The sequence below is a fragment of the Clostridium sp. X genome, assembly GCF_055755365.1.
The window spans coordinates 1012780-1030049 of the sequence record NZ_CM146912.1; the positions used below are offsets into that span (position 1 = coordinate 1012780).

Genomic DNA, 17270 nt, shown 5'->3' on the forward strand with positions numbered 1-17270 from the left:
AACACTACGTGTTTGGCAAAGCGACCATCACAAATCGAAGATTTGGATGTCTGCTTTTGTTCTTTGAAAATTGCACAGTGAATATTAAGAAATCTACTATAACTAAGTAATTAGTTTTAGTAATAAATCTCACTCAGTATATCTGAGGAGTGAAGTCTTGTATAACATTTATGTTTACAAGCGTCTAACGATCAAGTTAGAAAGGGCGCACGGTGAATGCCCTGGCACTAGGAGCCGAAGAAGGACGCGATAAGCTGCGATAAGCTACGAGTAGGCGCACACAGCCTGTGATTCGTAGATTTCCGAATGGGGAAACCCACATGATAAACATCATGTACTATATACTGAATTCATAGGTATATAGAGGTACACTCTGGGAACTGAAACATCTAAGTACCAGAAGGAAGAGAAAGAAAAATCGATTCCCTCAGTAGCGGCGAGCGAAAGGGGAAGAGCCCAAACCAGAAACTTTGTTTCTGGGGTTGCGGATAGATCATAACGCTTCAATCTTTTTAGTCGAAGAGAACTGGAAAGTTCTGTCGTAGAAGGTAATAACCCTGTAGGCAAAAAGAAGAGAGAAGTAGATCTACTCCAGAGTACCACGAGACACGTGAAACCTTGTGGGAAGCTGGGAGGACCATCTCCCAAGGCTAAATACTACCTAGTGACCGATAGTGAAGCAGTACCGTGAGGGAAAGGTGAAAAGAACCCCGGAAGGGGAGTGAAATAGAACCTGAAACCGTGTGCCTACAATCGGTCGGAGCACGTTAATGTGTGACGGCGTACTTTTTGTAGAACGGGCCAGCGAGTTACGATATGTAGCAAGGTTAAGCACCTACGGTGCGGAGCCGAAGGGAAACCGAGTCTGAACAGGGCAACTAGTTGCATATCGTAGACCCGAAACCGGGTGATCTATCCATGGCCAGGATGAAGCGGAAGTAAAATTCCGTGGAGGTCCGAACCACGTTGGTGTTGAAAAACCATGGGATGAGCTGTGGATAGCGGAGAAATTCCAATCGAACTCGGAGATAGCTGGTTCTCCTCGAAATAGCTTTAGGGCTAGCGTCGGGTAATTAAGTAGTGGAGGTAGAGCACTGAATGGGCTAGGGGCTGACAACAGTTACTGAACCCTATCAAACTCCGAATGCCACATACTGGTACCCCGGCAGTCAGACTACGAATGATAAGATCCGTGGTCAAAAGGGAAACAGCCCAGACCATCAGCTAAGGTCCCAAAGTGTAAGTTAAGTGGGAAAGGATGTGGGATTTCTAAGACAACTAGGATGTTGGCTTAGAAGCAGCCACTCATTTAAAGAGTGCGTAATAGCTCACTAGTCGAGAGATCCCGCGCCGAAGATGTAACGGGGCTAAAACTTACCACCGAAGCTATGGATGTGTACTACGTACACGTGGTAGAGGAGCTTTCTGCACAGGTAGAAGCCATATCGTAAGGAGTGGTGGACAGTGCAGAAGTGAGAATGCTGGCATAAGTAGCGAGAAACAGGTGAGAATCCTGTTGGCCGAATATCTAAGGTTTCCTGGGGAAGGCTCGTCCTCCCAGGGTTAGTCGGGACCTAAGCCGAGGCCGAAAGGCGTAGGTGATGGACAACTGGTTGATATTCCAGTACCACCAAAATGCGTTTGACAAATGGGATGACGCAGGAGGATAGGATGTGCGCACTATTGGATGTGCGTCTAAGCACTTAGGATGTTGAGTAGGCAAATCCGCTCAATTTAAGTCTGAGGTGTGATGGGGAGCCCTATGGGCGAAGTATCTGATTCCACGCTGCCAAGAAAAGTCTCTATGGAGCAAATTGGTGCCCGTACCGCAAACCGACACAGGTAGATGAGGAGAGAATCCTAAGGCCGTCGGAAGAATTGCTGCTAAGGAACTCGGCAAATTAACCCCGTAACTTCGGGAGAAGGGGTGCCTCCGAGAGGAGGCCGCAGTGAACAGGCCCAAGCAACTGTTTATCAAAAACACAGGTCTCTGCTAAAGCGTAAGCTGATGTATAGGGGCTGACGCCTGCCCGGTGCTGGAAGGTTAAGGGGAATGCTTAGCGCAAGCGAAGGTATGAACTTAAGCCCCAGTAAACGGCGGCCGTAACTATAACGGTCCTAAGGTAGCGAAATTCCTTGTCGGGTAAGTTCCGACCCGCACGAATGGCGTAATGATTTGGGCACTGTCTCGGCAGCAAATCCGGTGAAATTGAAGTGCAAGTGAAGATGCTTGCTACCCGCGGTTGGACGGAAAGACCCCGTAGAGCTTTACTGTAGCTTAGCATTGCATTTCGGTATTGTCTGTACAGGATAGGTGGGAGACTAAGAAGCGAGAGCGTCAGCTTTCGTGGAGTCGTCCTTGGGATACCACCCTGACAGTACTGGAATTCTAACTGGCGGCCATGAATCTGGTCACAGGACATTGCTAGGTGGGCAGTTTGACTGGGGCGGTCGCCTCCTAAAAGGTAACGGAGGCGCTCAAAGGTTCCCTCAGCGCGGTCGGAAATCGCGCGTAGAGTGTAAAGGCAGAAGGGAGCCTGACTGCGACACATACAGGTGGAGCAGGGACGAAAGTCGGACTTAGTGATCCGGTGGTTCTGTATGGAAGGGCCATCGCTCAACGGATAAAAGCTACCTCGGGGATAACAGGCTGATCTCCCCCAAGAGTCCACATCGACGGGGAGGTTTGGCACCTCGATGTCGGCTCGTCGCATCCTGGGGCTGTAGTCGGTCCCAAGGGTTGGGCTGTTCGCCCATTAAAGCGGCACGCGAGCTGGGTTCAGAACGTCGTGAGACAGTTCGGTCCCTATCCGCCGTGGGCGTAGGAAATTTGAGAGGAGCTGTCCTTAGTACGAGAGGACCGGGATGGACTGACCTCTGGTGCACCAGTTGTTTCGCCAGAAGCACAGCTGGGTAGCTATGTCGGGAAGGGATAAACGCTGAAAGCATCTAAGCGTGAAGCCCACCTCAAGATTAGATTTCCCATAGCGTAAGCTAGTAAGATCCCTGGAAGACTACCAGGTTGATAGGTTAGGGGTGTAAGTGCAGTAATGTACTCAGCTGACTAATACTAATAGATCGAGGACTTGATCTAAATATTAAATTCACTGTGCAATTTTGAGAGAACAAAATTCTTTCGAAAAAGTGTTGACAGATATAAGTTATAGTGATATAATTTAATACTGTAAGGATACTCCAGAGTAAAACTTACGAGTAATCAATCAGCACAATATCTGGTGATTATGGCGTGAAGGATACACCCGTACCCATCCCGAACACGATGGTTAAGCTTCACAGCGCCGATGGTACTGCACTGGAGACGGTGTGGAAGAGTAGGACATCGCCAGGTCTATGGATCTTTAGCTCAGTTGGTTAGAGCAACCGGCTCATAACCGGTTGGTCCGGGGTTCGAGTCCCTGAAGGTCCACCATATGGGGGTATAGCTCAGTTGGGAGAGCACCTGCCTTGCACGCAGGGGGTCAAGAGTTCGAATCTCTTTATCTCCACCAAAAGAACAGTCTTGTTAATTACAAGACTGTTCTTTTTTATTTATATAAAAATAATATAATATTTTATTGATATATTTGGAAAATTATAAATATATGATATCATGTAGGTAAATGGAATATACATTAGAGGCTGGAGTAATTATGTTATATAGGTTAAAACAATTTTATTGGGGTCTTATTTCTAGGATAAAAAAATCAGATAAAGAATTTATAGAAATACATTTAAATAGTCATGAGTTAGACTTATTTAGGTTGCTAAATAAAAATGAACAGCTACATTCAATTAGAACAGCAAGAGATGTTAAAAAGCTTATTAAAAATAAAGAGGATGAATATAGATTAGTTAGAGCTGCTTTATTGCATGATATAGGTAAAATAGAAGTAAGTTTAACTGTAATTGATAAATCACTTTTGGTTTTATTACATAGATTTACTAAAGGTAAACTTAAAAAATTTATAGGGATTAAGAAAGTTGATGTATATTATAATCATCCAGAGAAAGGTTATAATATTTTAAAAAATTATTTAGATGATGAAAGAATTTTATATTTAGTTAGAAATCATCATAATAAAGAAATAGTTAATGATGATGAGTTAGAAATATTAAAAAAATGTGATAGTAAAAATTGAGGTGATATAAATGATTTCCAAGACAAGAAGAGAATATATTAAAGACTTATTAAATAAAGACAATATACCTAAGAAAGGTCAAGAATTAGCTGATGAGTTAGGAGTTACTAGACAGATTATAGTAAAAGATGTAGCTATATTAAGAGCAGAAGGTATTAATATAATAGCTACCCCAGAAGGATATATGATTCCGCAGAAGGAGATTTTAGGACTAGAAAAAATTATAGCACTTTCTCATGGAAGAGAAGATATCGGTGATGAGTTAGAATGTGTAATTAAGTATGGTGGCATAGTGAAAGATGTAATTGTAGAACATGCTCTATATGGAGAAATTAAGGCTATGTTAATGATAAAAACACCATATGATATCCAGAGCTTTACAGAGAAAATAAAAGAATATGATGCAGAACCTTTATTATCCCTTACTAGAGGGATTCATTTGCATACTATATGGGTAGATAGTAAGGAAAATCTAGAAAAAATTATTATGGAATTAAGAACTAAGGGATATCTTATTGATTAATTATTAATAACGATTTAATCCGTATATAAAGAGGGAGTGGGGATATGAAAAGAAAAAGGCTACTTATAAATAGTTCCTTAATACTAATTTTGTTTTTGTTTTTCTTAAGTCAGATAGTAAATATAATTATTGACTTAAAATGGTTTAATCAAGTTGGATACTTATCTGTATACTTAACTAAAATAACAGCTACTATAAAGTTAATGTTGCCTATATTTATACTTTGTTTTATATCGATTTGGTTCTATATAAAAAGTATTAAAAAAAGTATAATCAGATGGAAAAAAGTTATTGATGTAAATCTAATAAATGAAAAAAGAGAAAGAAAGATAATTTTGGTTTTAAGTACTGTAGTGTCATTTATAGTATCATTTATGTTTGCATCAATGTACTGGTATAAAATATTGCAGTTTACTAACTCAACAAGTTTTAATGTTAAAGATCCTATATTTAATATGGATATATCATTTTTTATTTTTAAGTTACCTTTAATAGAGTCTCTTTATAGTATAATACTATCTCTTTTAATATTATTTGCAGTTATAACATTTACAATATATATTGCACTGATTACTAAAGATAAAGTAGTGTATGGAAGAGAATCTTTAGGAAACCTTAAAGAAGTTATTAATTTTAAAAGTGGAATAACTAAGTTTGCAGGTAAACAGTTAGCTATACTAGCAGCAATTTTACTTGTATGTATAGGAATAGGACATGGGTTAAAGGCATTAAATTTAGTATATTCTCCTAGAGGACTAGCTTTTGGGGCTAGCTATACGGATACAAAGATAACTCTTAGATTTTATCAAGCTATAGTAATTGCTTCTATATTATCATCTATAGTTGTATTTATTAGTATCTTAAAATCTAAAACAAAGCCAATAATAATTTCAATAATACTTATATTTTTACTTATTGTTTCTGAAGGTGTTGTAGCAGGGGCATGGCAAAAGTTTATAGTAAAATCTAATGAGAGAAGACTTGAGACGCCTTTTATAGAATACAATATGGATTATACTAAAAAAGCTTTTAAGTTAGACGATATACGAGAGCAGATGTATCCAATATCAAATAACCTTACTAAAGAAGTTATAGATAGAAATAAAGCTACTATAAAAAATATAAATGTAAACTCTGTAGTACCAGCTCTAGAGTTTTATAACCAGGTTGAAAGTAAAAAGAATTATTATGGTTTTAACGATATAGATATAGATAGATATATTGTAAATGGAAAATATACTCAAGTATTTATAGCACCAAGAGAAATAATGTATGATAAGCTACAAGATAAAGCAAGTACTTGGCAAAATAAACATTTAACTTACACTCATGGATATGGTGTAGTTGTAAGTAAAGTTAATTCAGTTACGCCAGAGGGTAAACCTGATTTTATAGTAAAAGATATGCCTTTATTAAATAAATCAGATATAAAAATTGATGAACCAAGGATTTACTTTGGGGAGAAAACTAACGAATATGCTCTAGTTAATACTAAAATAAATGAGATGGATTATCCTAAAGAAAATGGAGAAAATGCAACTAAGAATTACGACGGTAATCTTGGTATAAAGATGAACTTTTTTAATAGACTACTTTTCGCCATTAATCAAAATGATATAAAGTTTTTATTGTCTGGAGATATAACTAGTGAAAGTAAGATTTTAATAAGAAGAAATATAATAGAAAGAGCAAAGGCTGTAGCTCCTTTCTTAACATATGATAAGGATCCATATATAGTTATAAATAAGGGAAAGCTTTATTGGATATTAGATGGATACACTTCATCTAATAGGTATCCTTTCTCAGAGCCTATAAATAATGTTAATTATATTAGAAATTCAGTTAAGGTTACAGTGGATGCATTAGATGGTACTATGGACTTCTATTTAGTTGATAAAAATGATCCTATAGCGGTTAGTTACTCAAAAGTATTCCCTAAACTATTTAAAGATATAAATAAGCTTCCAGAAGGCTTTAATGAGCATTTAAGATATCCTGAAGACATGTTTTTGATTCAATGTAAAGTCTTAGAAAAATATCATGTGAATGATGTAAATTCCTTCTTTAGTGGTCAAAATGTATGGGATATATCTAAGAGTCAAAAGACAGTCGAGGGAGAAGATTCTATAAATGAAGCCTCTTATGTAACTATGAAACTCCCAGGAGAAGAAAAAGAAGAGATTTTATTACTTGAATATTTTAATCAAAATCAGAGAGAAAATATGGTAGCTATATTTGGGGCTAGAATGGATAAGGATAATTATGGTAAAATGGTACTATATAAATTTCCCACTACAGAAAGTGGAACTGTAAATAGTCCGATTTTATTTAAACAAAAGATAAATCAAGATACAACTATATCAAAGGAAATATCTTTATGGGATGCTAAGGGATCAGAAGTTCAATTTGGCAATACTATGATTATTCCTATTGAAAACTCTTTATTATATGTAGAACCTCTATATTTAAGGGCGCAGGGAGAAAAAAGTATACCAGAGATGAAAAGGGTTATAGTATCTTATGCAGATAAGATTATATTAGCCGAAAATATAGATGAAGCCCTTAGAAAATTATTTAATTATAAAGATAATAATGATATAAAGGAAGATAATAATGGAGTTATTATAAAAACACCAGATGAAATTAAAGAGGCTAAGGATATATATAATAACGCACTAGAGGCTCAAAAGAGCGGTGATTGGGCTAAATATGGTGAGTATATAAAAGAATTAGGAGAAGTGTTAAATAAACTAAGTGAATAGTCATAAGATAAAGAGACTTACTTTGGAGGATTAGTATGGATTATGATGTTCTCATATTGGGTGGAGGGCTTATAGGGTGTGCAATAGCATATGAGTTATCAAAATTTAGCTTAAATATAGCACTTATTGAAAAAGACTATGATATAGCTGATGATGTGGCACTAGTAAACTCCGCTATAATATATGATGGAATACAATGTGAAGATAATATAATGTCAAAGCTCGAATTTATGGGAAATGATATAATAAATAGCTTAGCTTTAAAATTTGATATTCCTTTTGTAAGAAAAGATTCCATAATTGTTGCTCAAAATAGTAAACAAGAAGAAGAACTGGAATCAATGTATGAAATAGCTATTAAAAAGAATATTCCTAATATAGCTCTTTTAGATAGTAAAAATATATATGAAATGGAGCCTAATTTAAATATTAATGTAAAAAAGGCTATATACTCTCATAATACAGGTGTAATATGCCCTTATGACTTAGGAATAGCTTATGGAGAAATTGCCTTTGATAATGGGGTATCCTTTAAGCTTGAAGAGATTGTTGAGGGTATTAGCAAAGTAAATAGAGGATTTAAAGTTATTACCAATAAAAATAAATTCACATGTAAGATGGTTATAAATACTACACCTGAGGATTATAATGTTGACGGATTTAAGGAAGCAATGAATGATAAAAAGGGTTATTTAAGTTATTTCTTAATAGAAAAAACATTTAAGGGGTGTTTTAATAATATAATATTTAGTTCCAATGGAAATGAAGAAATATATATACATCCAACAGTACAAGGAACCTATATTGCTGCTGTTAAATCAAGTGAAAGCATTACTTACGAGGAATGTTATAAAAAGATTGGTTCAATAATGCATGGCATTAAACCAGAAGATATCAATACTTATTATCAATCACCCTATTATAACGATTCAATAGTAATTGATGATAGTTTAGTAGATAAAGGCTATATTAAGATAACAGGAAAAAATTATGCGGAGGTTACAATGACTCCTTCAATAGCTAAAGTTATTGGAGAAACTGTTGAAGTTAATCTAAAATGTAGATTAAAGAGTGATTTTACAGATAAAAGAAGAGATATATATAGATTTAGAGACATGACAAATGAAGAAAGAAGTTCAATAATAAGGGTAGACAAAAAATATGGAAAGATGATTTGTATGTGTAATAAGGTTACAGAAGGAGAAATTATAGATTCTATAAGAAGGCCACTAGGTGCAAGAACTTTAGAAGGTGTAAAAAGAAGAACCGGAGCGTCATTAGGTAGCTGTAAAGGAGCATATTGTACAAATAAAATAGTGTCTATATTAGCTAGGGAAACTAATAAAAGCATGACAGATATAGTTAAGGATTCAAAAAATTCTAAGATACTGTTAAATAGAATAAAAGAATTTAATCATATGTAAAGGGTGTACAGGTGGTGTAAGTATAATGAAAGATGATAAAAAAATTTTTACATCTATTGTGAGAATAAAAGGGGCAAATTGTAGTGTAGTACCAGTAAAAAGTAATAAACCCATAGATAAAAAATTATTAATTGAATGCTCTAAGGCTCTAAGTAGGATACATGTAGGAGCTCCTATAAAATGTGGAGATATAATATGCAGAAATATACTAAATACAGGAGTAGACATAGTGTGTACTAAATCTATACATTATTAAAAACATTATATATATTAAAAGATTGATATATCATAAATAATTTATTGACAATTTGTTATATTATAATTATAATAGTTTAAAAATTAATATTTAAACCATTGAAGAGGATAGTAACATAATATATTGTTTAAGAGAGTGAGTGGATGGTGTAAACTCATACTTTATATAATGTGAATCCGCCTCTGAGGGATTGTGATGAGCAATACGGCAAAGGTCGTTAAATTTATAAGAGGGTTTATTTATAAACCAATTAGGGTGGTAACGCGGAGTCTTTTCGTCCCTACTTTTTAGTAGGCGAGAAGACTTTTTTTGTTTGAAAATAATCTTTTTAAAATATATTTATACTAACAAGGAGGAAAATCATAAATGTTAGATCTAAAGAGAATAAGAACAAATACAGAAGAAATTAAAAAAATAATGGAGGGTAGAGGAGAGGACTTTGACTCTAACTTAATAGATAATGTAATTGCTCTTGATGAGAGAAGAAGAGAGATACTAGTACAAGTTGAGCAATTAAAAAATAAAAGAAATAATGAATCTTCACAAATAGGAAAGCTAAAAAAAGAAGGAAAAGATGTAAGTGGAGTAATGGAAGATATGAAAGAGCTTGCAGATAAAATTAAAGAATATGATGTAGAACTAAGCGAAGTGGATGAAAAAATAAAATACATAATGCTTAGAATACCTAATGTTCCTAATCCTAATGTACCTGAGGGTAAAACTGATGAAGATAATATAGAGATTAGAAAATGGGGAGAACCTAGAAACTTTGATTTTGAAGCAAAAGCTCATTGGGATATTGGACCTGATTTAGGTTTATTAGATTTTGAAAGAGCAGGAAAGATAACTGGTTCAAGATTTACTCTTTATAAAGGACTTGGTGCTAGACTAGAAAGATCTATAATAAGCTACTTCTTAGATACTCATACTTTAGAAAATGGATATGAAGAGATACTTCCACCATATATGGTTAATAGAGATAGTATGATAGGAACAGGGCAACTTCCTAAATTTGAAGAAGATGCATTTAAAGTAGAGAATAACGGATATTTTTTAATTCCTACAGCAGAAGTGCCTGTAACTAATATGTATAGAGATGAAATTTTAAGCGGAGATGAGCTTCCTATAAAACATGCTGCATATAGTGCTTGCTTTAGAGCAGAAGCTGGTTCATCAGGAAGAGATACAAGAGGACTTGTACGACAACATCAATTTAATAAGGTTGAACTTGTTAAATTTGCAAAACCAGAGCAGTCTTATGAGGAACTTGAAAAGCTAACTAATGACGCTGAATCAGTTCTTAAAGGCTTAGGACTTCCATATAGAGTAGTTAGAATATGTAAAGGTGATTTAGGCTTTACAGCAGCATTAAAGTACGATATAGAGGTATGGATGCCAAGTTATAATAGATATGTAGAGATTTCAAGTTGTAGTAATTTTGAAGACTTCCAAGCAAGACGTGCTAATATAAGATATAGAGAAGACGCTAAAGCTAAACCAGAATTTGTTCATACGCTAAATGGTTCAGGAGTAGCTATAGGAAGAACTGTTGCTGCTATTCTTGAAAATTACCAAAATGCTGATGGAACAGTTACAATTCCAGAGGTATTAAGACCGTACATGGCAAATAAAGATATTTTAAAATAATAATATATAAAAATGTTGACAATACGACGGTATCTTGTTATAATTAATATCGTCGTAATACGGAGAGATGGTCGAGTTGGTTTAAGGCACCGGTCTTGAAAACCGGCGTGCGTGTGAGCGCACCTAGGGTTCGAATCCCTATCTCTCCGCCATATTTTATATTTTTAAAATAAAATAAAATAGTATTGACAGACTTAAGAAATTATATTATAATACTTAAGTATGACACGGAGAGATGGTCGAGTTGGTTTAAGGCACCGGTCTTGAAAACCGGCGTGCGTGTGAGCGCACCTAGGGTTCGAATCCCTATCTCTCCGCCATTATTTTCTTAAATGTAAGCTATGGAGAAATACTCAAGTGGCCGAAGAGGCGCCCCTGCTAAGGGCGTAGGTCGGGTAACCGGCGCGAGGGTTCAAATCCCTCTTTCTCCGCCAAAACACTCAAGTAAAATTGGGTGTTTTTTAATAAAAAGTTATATTATATGCGGCGGTAGCTCAGTTGGATAGAGTAGCTGGCTACGAACCAGTTGGTCGGGAGTTCGAATCTTCTCCGCCGCACCATAAAAAGGCTTTCCGAGTTTCGGAAAGCCTTTTTTGTGTTCTTGTAAAGTTAATAATTATGAATGTAGAATTAATATAATGTTGTTTTTATCTCAGGAATTTTTAAAAGTAAACTATTCATAGCATCAAAGCTTTTTACTGAAAGAGTGTCTTTTACATAAGGAATAATAGTATATTTACCAACTTTACTTGGAGTAAATGAAAACTCAGTAGAAGATTCTAAAGCTTTTTCTTCTAGGAAAGCTCCATTGAGATAAAGCTGATATCTTATTTCATATCCAGAATTGCTACCGGGTTTAATATCTGATGCTATGTTTATAGGAGTATTAATGAACATTTTACCTATAGATTTAGCTGAAACTATTTGTTGAGAGGCATAAGCTTCTAAGGTTATCATGGATATATTAGTATTTATAACATTAACAAACCTAGATTGCTTCTCATCAAAGACTAGAGAAGAATACTTGTTCTTTATATAAGAAACTATCTCATAGTTTCCAGGGCCGTGGCAATAGCCTTTCCAATTGAAGGTATAGACATTAGTTCCGGAATCGTAGACAACATTATACATGTTGCTCGGCAGACCAAGGAAAGTACGAGTTTTATCCCTAGTAGCTGACTTTGTTCTAATTGTTCCAGTTGAATCGCCATAAATAATATCAATGCTTGCAACTCTCCCGCTAGTAAATCTAGTGATAGAATAAAGATCCAGCCTAATAAACGTGTCTGTAGATAAAAGCCAACCTCTAGATTTTAATGTAGAATCTACTTGGGCACTTGTAAAGATTCTGCTTCCATTTGGACATGAATCACTTTCAAAAGTATCTGCCTTTGATTTTAAATAAGTTACTGAATTACCCCATACATTGACGGCATCTTCAGAATAGCCACCATGTCAGGCTGAATATAAGGCTTCAATTAATTTATCGTTATGGAGTAGAATGATGAACCTAGTTTCATTAACAGCTCGGATAACATTTTGAAGTTTATCATCATATCCCTTATAAACCTGATACATTACTGTATCATCAAAGTCGTATCCCTTTGCAGACTCAGCTCCAAGCTTGAATAAGGCATAATTCCTTTCAGCTACTGCCTGGGCTTTGAGAGCTGCTAATGGAAAATAATCAGACATTTCCTAACCAACAACACCTTTTAGATAGATTTCCATGTCTAATGAGTTTACAGGAAGTATCTTTCCAGAATTTATTTTAAAATAAAATTTTCCTTGATATTTATAGGTTATAGTTTCACTGGTAAGAGTGATAAGGTTAGAAGATGATTAAGGAATCAGACTAACTTATGAATAGTCTATACCGTTTACACTTATTATACCTCCTTATTAGAATTTTACCTGAATTATAGTAACTCACATATTATATATTCTCAAAGTATTTTTCCACATATGGATAAATTTTTAGTGGAAACTCAGGAAATATAGGAAACATAATATAGAAAATAGTAATATTGCATAAGTAAATAGACGTATAAGTATAGAATGTAATATTATTTATATAGAGTGTTAATCCTAAAAGGATAAATTGAACATAATAAGACTATGTAAAGTAAATTTATGAGAGGAGAAATTAAAATGAAGATTACCGTAATTGGATATTGGGGAGCTTTTCCAAAGAAAAATGAGGCAACAACAGGATATTTATTAGAAACATCAAATTATAATATCTTAATAGATTGTGGTTCAGGAGTACTTTCTAAGGTTCAAAACTACATTGATTTATCTAAAATAGATGCTGTAATTTTATCACATTACCATGCAGATCATATGTCAGATATATTCTCTTTTCAATATCAAGCTTCACTAGCATTAAAATTAGGAATGAGGGAAAAGCAACTAGAGATTTATGCACATAATTTAGACGCAAAGTTTAATGATTTAAATTATAAAGATGGAAGTATAGGAAAGAAGATAGATGAGGACACTGTACTCAATTTTAATGATTTAAGCATAAGTTTTAAATGGATGAAGCATCCAGTACCATGTTTAGCAATGAGGTTTGAAGAACAAGGAAAAGTTTTAGTCTATAGTGCAGATACAGAATGGTGTGACGAGCTAATTAATATAGCAGATAAGGCTGATTTGTTTATATGTGAAACTAGTCTTTTTAATAAGCAAAAAGGACAGATAGACGGCCATCTTACAGCTGGAGAAGTAGGTAAGATAGCCAATATATCTAAGGTTAAAAAATTAGTATTAACTCATTTTCCTCACTATGGAAATACTGATGACTTAGTAAAAGAAGCTATAGGAGAATTTAATGGTGACGTATGTAAGGCTGAAACGGGAGTAGTATTTAAGTTATAACTTAAGGCCTATCTGTTCACCAATATGTACCTTACACTCAAAGCCTCTTCTAGTCTCTTCTATTATATCCTGATCAATAGAAATCTTATTCTTTTCAAAGAATAAGATAATAGTAGAGCCACCAAATTTAAAGTATCCTTTTTCATCCCCCTTATTGATAGCAACATTAGGAGTATATGTTTGAATTATTGAACCAACACAGGTAGCACCAATATCAACATATAAGACATCACCAAAGTTATGAGAGTGGAAGAGACTATATTCTCTTTTGTTCTCACAAAATAACTTTGGTATTTTATTTAGTGCAATAGGATTAACAGAATAATATAAACCTTTAATCTTTACTCTTTTCTCGCAAATACCATTATCTATAAAGTGAAATCTATGATAATCTATTGGAGCAAGTCTTAATATAAGACAGACACCATCATTATATTTTTCTGCAAGAGAGTCATTTTGAACTAGTTCTCTTAAACTATAGGTTATACCTTTTACTTGAACTAAATTATCAATATCAATATTTTCATAAGCAAAGAGTCTCCCATCTCCAGGAGAAATTAATATATCAGAATCAAATTTAATTGGCCTAGCCTCTTTAGCTAAATTTCGTGCAAAAAAATCATTAAAGTTTCTGTAATGAGACTTATCATGTTTAAAGTCGTTTTCATCTATTTTAAAATCATCTATAAATTTTTGGATTTTTCTTTTACTAAAAACTGAATCGCAATACTTTCCATAGGCTAGAGTGAAAGCCTTTTTTTTAACTATAAGATCAAGAGACTTCATACCTATAGGAGAAGAATAAGTCCACTCTAAATATTTCCCACCAGCTACTTTTTCAACTTCATAAGCGTTTGTTTTTCTATTAAAATACTTAATCATAAACAATCCTCACTAATAAAATATTTTTTATAACAATAGTTATAATGTACTAAGAATATATTACCATAAAACTAAGATAGTTTAGAGTATTAATGTTTTTATAGGCAATTAAAAATATACTTTTCTTCTAAAAGGAAGATATAGAATTAAGAAAAGTATGCATATTCCTATAATAATAAAAGGAGCAAAGAAAATAGGATCATTAGGCAAATAATCAAGGGGTGTAGCATATGGCCTATATCTCAAATAGCAATAGTTACCATCAACTAAATAGTTTATAGGTATAGTTAATAAGAAGTATATTAAGGTCCAATTTAAAGCTCTTATTAGTGAATTTAAGTTTGGAGTATATCTATATACAAACATCATAAAAAATGTTGCAATTAAAATGAATCCATGAGATATAAAAAATTGAATAAATATATAGTGGGGAAATGGATATAATGAGGTATCATGAAAAATTAGTGCTATAGTTGCCCCACCTAGTCCCCAAAAGTAAACTATATCAAAAATTTTATGGCTTTTAGTAAAAATCATTATGATACAAAGTATAATTGATATCCTGCACAGATACAGGGGTAAAGATTCTTTTAAATTAAGTCTGTTATTAGTAATATACCAAACATAAATAGAAATTTGGTGAAGTATCAAAGTAAATCCAATAATATATGAATAAACCTCTTTATATACTGAGTCATGTATAGCATCTTTAAATTTATATATAAGTAAAATTATAGAAAAGATTATAACTAGACTTATAATATGATAAATTGAAAAAGGTTTAGATATATGATTTTCTGTGTTATCTCGCCAAAACATATCTAAAAAGTTCATACGATTCACCTCTTTTATATTTTTCCAGACCGTAGTATAGATATAAGAAGTAACAATCCCATAAAAGCTGCTATGGCAAAGCCAGATAGCCCAAGTAAAGATATATTATAATGCTTAGGCCCTACATTTGTATTTAATACTAGAGAAGAACCTATTATCATGGAAGATATGACAAGACTAATAATTAGTCTATTAATCATTTTGTGTAGTTCATTTATAGTTTTATTCAAGTTTTTATACTCTAGCTGTATTTTGGCTCTTCCTTGCAGTATGCTATCACTAAGTTCAATAAGCTTAGTAGGAAGTCTTGAAGAATCCTTAGTAAAGCGAAAACCTCTAATTAAAATTTCATTTAGATTAATATCACTTATAGAAAATTTATTATTATTCTTCACATAAGAAATAACAACATCTATTATCTGAATATCAGGAGAGAGTTTGACTATAACACCTTCTATTATAAGTAGACTTCTTATAAGCATAGTAAAGTCCTTTGGAAGTCTTATATTGTTTTGTTTTGCTGTATCTAAAAGATCCTCTAGTAGTGAAGAAATTTTTATGTTTGAAAGAGAAGTAGACAAATAACTATCCATAAGATAATCTATATCTTCAAAAAGTTTGTTTCTATTTACATACCCTCGTTTAATCCCTATTGACATAATAACTGATACAAGTTTGTTAATATCCCTTGATGCTACTGCGAACATCATATCACTTAAGGCAGACTTTAATGATTTAGATAATGTACCCATAATACCAAAATCTATGAAACAAATTTTGCCATTTGATATGAGAATATTTCCAGGGTGAGGATCACCGTGAAAAAAACCATCTTCAAAAACTTGTTTACAATAGGAGAGGGCTATTCTTTTACCTATATCTGATAAGTTATATCCTTTTTCTTTAAGTTTTTTTGAATTACTAACTTTAATGCCATCTATTTTTTCCATTGTTATAACTCGTTCTTTGGATAAATCATGAACAACATAGGGAGCTACTATAAATTCCTCATCTTTATTTAGTTTTCTAAAGCATTCTATATTTTTAGCTTCATTTCTAAAATCTAACTCTTGCTCTGTGGATATTTTAAGTTCATCTAAAGCTTCATCTAAATCTATTATAGAATTACCAAGCTTTGATTTAGCGAGTTTAGATATTTTATAGAGAATAGATATATCTAATGCCATTTTTAAAGCTATCTTAGGACGTTGAATTTTTACTATAACATTTGTTCCATCTCTTAAAATAGCCTCATGAACTTGAGCCATAGAGGCAGATGCAAGGGGCACTCTATTAAATTGTTTAAAGACCTGATCTATAGGCTTATTAAACTCTTCAATAAATACAGTTTCAATGTTTTTAAAAGGTTCACTAGCTACGTTATCTTGAAGCTTAGATAGTTCATCTATATATTCTGGTGAGAGCAAGTCAGGGCGTGTACTTAATATCTGACCTATTTTAATAAATGTAGGACCTAAATCTTCAAAAGCTTTCCTCAAGTTTTTAGGATTATTTTTGTCATTTTTTATTTTGTGACCTACGATATATCCATAGCCATAAAAGGCAAGAGTTTTAACTATTTCTCTAAATCTTTGCACTGAATTTTTGGACATATTATGTACCTCTTAGAAGTTTAGTATTGTAAAATAAATAATTAATATTAGTAGTTATTGTGCCTATTTAAATATATATTTATAAGTAATATAATTCTAAGTATAAAGATGAATTTTAAAAATTATAGTTAATAAATTTTTATATTAGGTTGACATTGTTAAAAAATTGAAATAAAATATTAAAGTAAAACATAATAAGCATCCATAGCTCAGTAGGATAGAGCGTCCCCCTCCTAAGGGGAAGGCCAGGGGTTCGACTCCCTTTGGGTGCACCATATATAAAACATATAAAATAACCATCTAAGAA

General features: G+C 33.3%; 13 protein-coding genes, 7 tRNA genes, 2 rRNA genes and 1 other annotated feature. Of the genes, 17 read left to right on the forward strand and 5 right to left on the reverse strand.

Annotation, left to right across the window (positions count from 1 at the left end; all coding sequences use genetic code 11):
• Window positions 1-189: 189 nt before the first annotated feature.
• The 14 genes from ACX0KU_RS05200 (at window position 190) to ACX0KU_RS05265 (ending at window position 11311) form a co-directional block, all read left to right on the forward strand.
• Window positions 190-3094, forward strand: a 23S ribosomal RNA gene (locus ACX0KU_RS05200).
• Between the two features lie 138 nt (window positions 3095-3232).
• Window positions 3233-3349, forward strand: a 5S ribosomal RNA gene (gene rrf, locus ACX0KU_RS05205).
• A gap of 4 nt (window positions 3350-3353) precedes the next feature.
• A tRNA-Ile gene (locus tag ACX0KU_RS05210) sits at window positions 3354-3430 on the forward strand.
• 3 nt (window positions 3431-3433) lie between these two features.
• Window positions 3434-3509: transfer RNA gene (locus ACX0KU_RS05215), tRNA-Ala, on the forward strand.
• A 111-nt stretch (window positions 3510-3620) separates the two neighbouring features.
• The gene (locus tag ACX0KU_RS05220; RefSeq protein ID WP_472991828.1) at window positions 3621-4139 is read left to right on the forward strand and encodes an HD domain-containing protein; all 519 of its coding nucleotides are present in this window, start codon (window positions 3621-3623) and stop codon (window positions 4137-4139) included.
• Window positions 4140-4149: 10 nt separating this feature from the next.
• Window positions 4150-4662 (forward strand): 3H domain-containing protein, encoded by a 513-nt coding sequence (locus ACX0KU_RS05225; RefSeq protein ID WP_472991829.1) that lies wholly within the window; start codon window positions 4150-4152, stop codon window positions 4660-4662.
• Between the two features lie 44 nt (window positions 4663-4706).
• Window positions 4707-7424 carry a UPF0182 family protein gene (locus ACX0KU_RS05230; RefSeq protein ID WP_472991830.1) on the forward strand — a complete coding sequence of 906 codons (2718 nt, stop codon included), beginning with the start codon at window positions 4707-4709 and terminating at the stop codon, window positions 7422-7424.
• Between the two features lie 35 nt (window positions 7425-7459).
• Window positions 7460-8848 (forward strand): FAD-dependent oxidoreductase, encoded by a 1389-nt coding sequence (locus ACX0KU_RS05235; protein WP_472991831.1) that lies wholly within the window; start codon window positions 7460-7462, stop codon window positions 8846-8848.
• A 25-nt stretch (window positions 8849-8873) separates the two neighbouring features.
• A complete protein-coding gene (locus ACX0KU_RS05240) occupies window positions 8874-9104 on the forward strand; it encodes a DUF1667 domain-containing protein (protein WP_472991832.1) in 231 nt (76 codons plus the stop codon).
• Between the two features lie 89 nt (window positions 9105-9193).
• Window positions 9194-9389: a binding site (T-box leader), on the forward strand.
• Window positions 9390-9470: 81 nt separating this feature from the next.
• The gene (gene serS / locus ACX0KU_RS05245) at window positions 9471-10751 is read left to right on the forward strand and encodes a serine--tRNA ligase (protein WP_472991833.1); all 1281 of its coding nucleotides are present in this window, start codon (window positions 9471-9473) and stop codon (window positions 10749-10751) included.
• Window positions 10752-10812: 61 nt separating this feature from the next.
• A tRNA-Ser gene (locus tag ACX0KU_RS05250) sits at window positions 10813-10903 on the forward strand.
• Window positions 10904-10980: 77 nt separating this feature from the next.
• Window positions 10981-11071: transfer RNA gene (locus ACX0KU_RS05255), tRNA-Ser, on the forward strand.
• Window positions 11072-11094: 23 nt separating this feature from the next.
• A tRNA-Ser gene (locus ACX0KU_RS05260) sits at window positions 11095-11185 on the forward strand.
• 49 nt (window positions 11186-11234) lie between these two features.
• Window positions 11235-11311: transfer RNA gene (locus ACX0KU_RS05265), tRNA-Arg, on the forward strand.
• A gap of 70 nt (window positions 11312-11381) precedes the next feature.
• Here the strand turns inward: ACX0KU_RS05265 and ACX0KU_RS05270 are convergent.
• Entirely contained in the window at window positions 11382-11882 is a 501-nt protein-coding gene (locus tag ACX0KU_RS05270) for a hypothetical protein (protein ID WP_472991834.1), read from the reverse strand.
• A 151-nt stretch (window positions 11883-12033) separates the two neighbouring features.
• Here ACX0KU_RS05270 and ACX0KU_RS05275 point away from each other — a divergent pair, with 151 nt between their 5' ends.
• Window positions 12034-12156 (forward strand): hypothetical protein, encoded by a 123-nt coding sequence (locus ACX0KU_RS05275; RefSeq protein ID WP_472991835.1) that lies wholly within the window; start codon window positions 12034-12036, stop codon window positions 12154-12156.
• 50 nt (window positions 12157-12206) lie between these two features.
• Here the strand turns inward: ACX0KU_RS05275 and ACX0KU_RS05280 are convergent, their stop codons facing one another.
• Window positions 12207-12446, reverse strand: a complete 240-nt coding sequence (locus ACX0KU_RS05280) for a SpoIID/LytB domain-containing protein (RefSeq protein WP_472991836.1) — start codon at window positions 12444-12446, stop codon at window positions 12207-12209.
• A gap of 456 nt (window positions 12447-12902) precedes the next feature.
• On the opposite strand from ACX0KU_RS05280, the gene ACX0KU_RS05285 reads away from it, so the two are divergent.
• Window positions 12903-13634, forward strand: a complete 732-nt coding sequence (locus ACX0KU_RS05285; RefSeq protein WP_472991837.1) for an MBL fold metallo-hydrolase — start codon at window positions 12903-12905, stop codon at window positions 13632-13634.
• On the opposite strand, the gene ACX0KU_RS05290 is transcribed toward ACX0KU_RS05285, so the two are convergent.
• From ACX0KU_RS05290 to ACX0KU_RS05300, 3 genes are all read right to left on the reverse strand, one after another.
• The gene (locus ACX0KU_RS05290; protein WP_472991838.1) at window positions 13629-14516 is read right to left on the reverse strand and encodes a phosphatidylserine decarboxylase; all 888 of its coding nucleotides are present in this window, start codon (window positions 14514-14516) and stop codon (window positions 13629-13631) included. The genes ACX0KU_RS05285 and ACX0KU_RS05290 overlap by 6 nt on opposite strands.
• 108 nt (window positions 14517-14624) lie before the next feature.
• Complete coding sequence (locus ACX0KU_RS05295) at window positions 14625-15350, reverse strand: YwaF family protein (RefSeq protein WP_472991839.1); 726 nt, start codon at window positions 15348-15350, stop codon at window positions 14625-14627.
• Between the two features lie 14 nt (window positions 15351-15364).
• Entirely contained in the window at window positions 15365-16963 is a 1599-nt protein-coding gene (locus ACX0KU_RS05300; RefSeq protein WP_472991840.1) for an ABC1 kinase family protein, read from the reverse strand.
• Between the two features lie 198 nt (window positions 16964-17161).
• On the opposite strand from ACX0KU_RS05300, the gene ACX0KU_RS05305 reads away from it, so the two are divergent.
• A tRNA-Arg gene (locus ACX0KU_RS05305) sits at window positions 17162-17238 on the forward strand.
• Window positions 17239-17270: the final 32 nt, after the last annotated feature.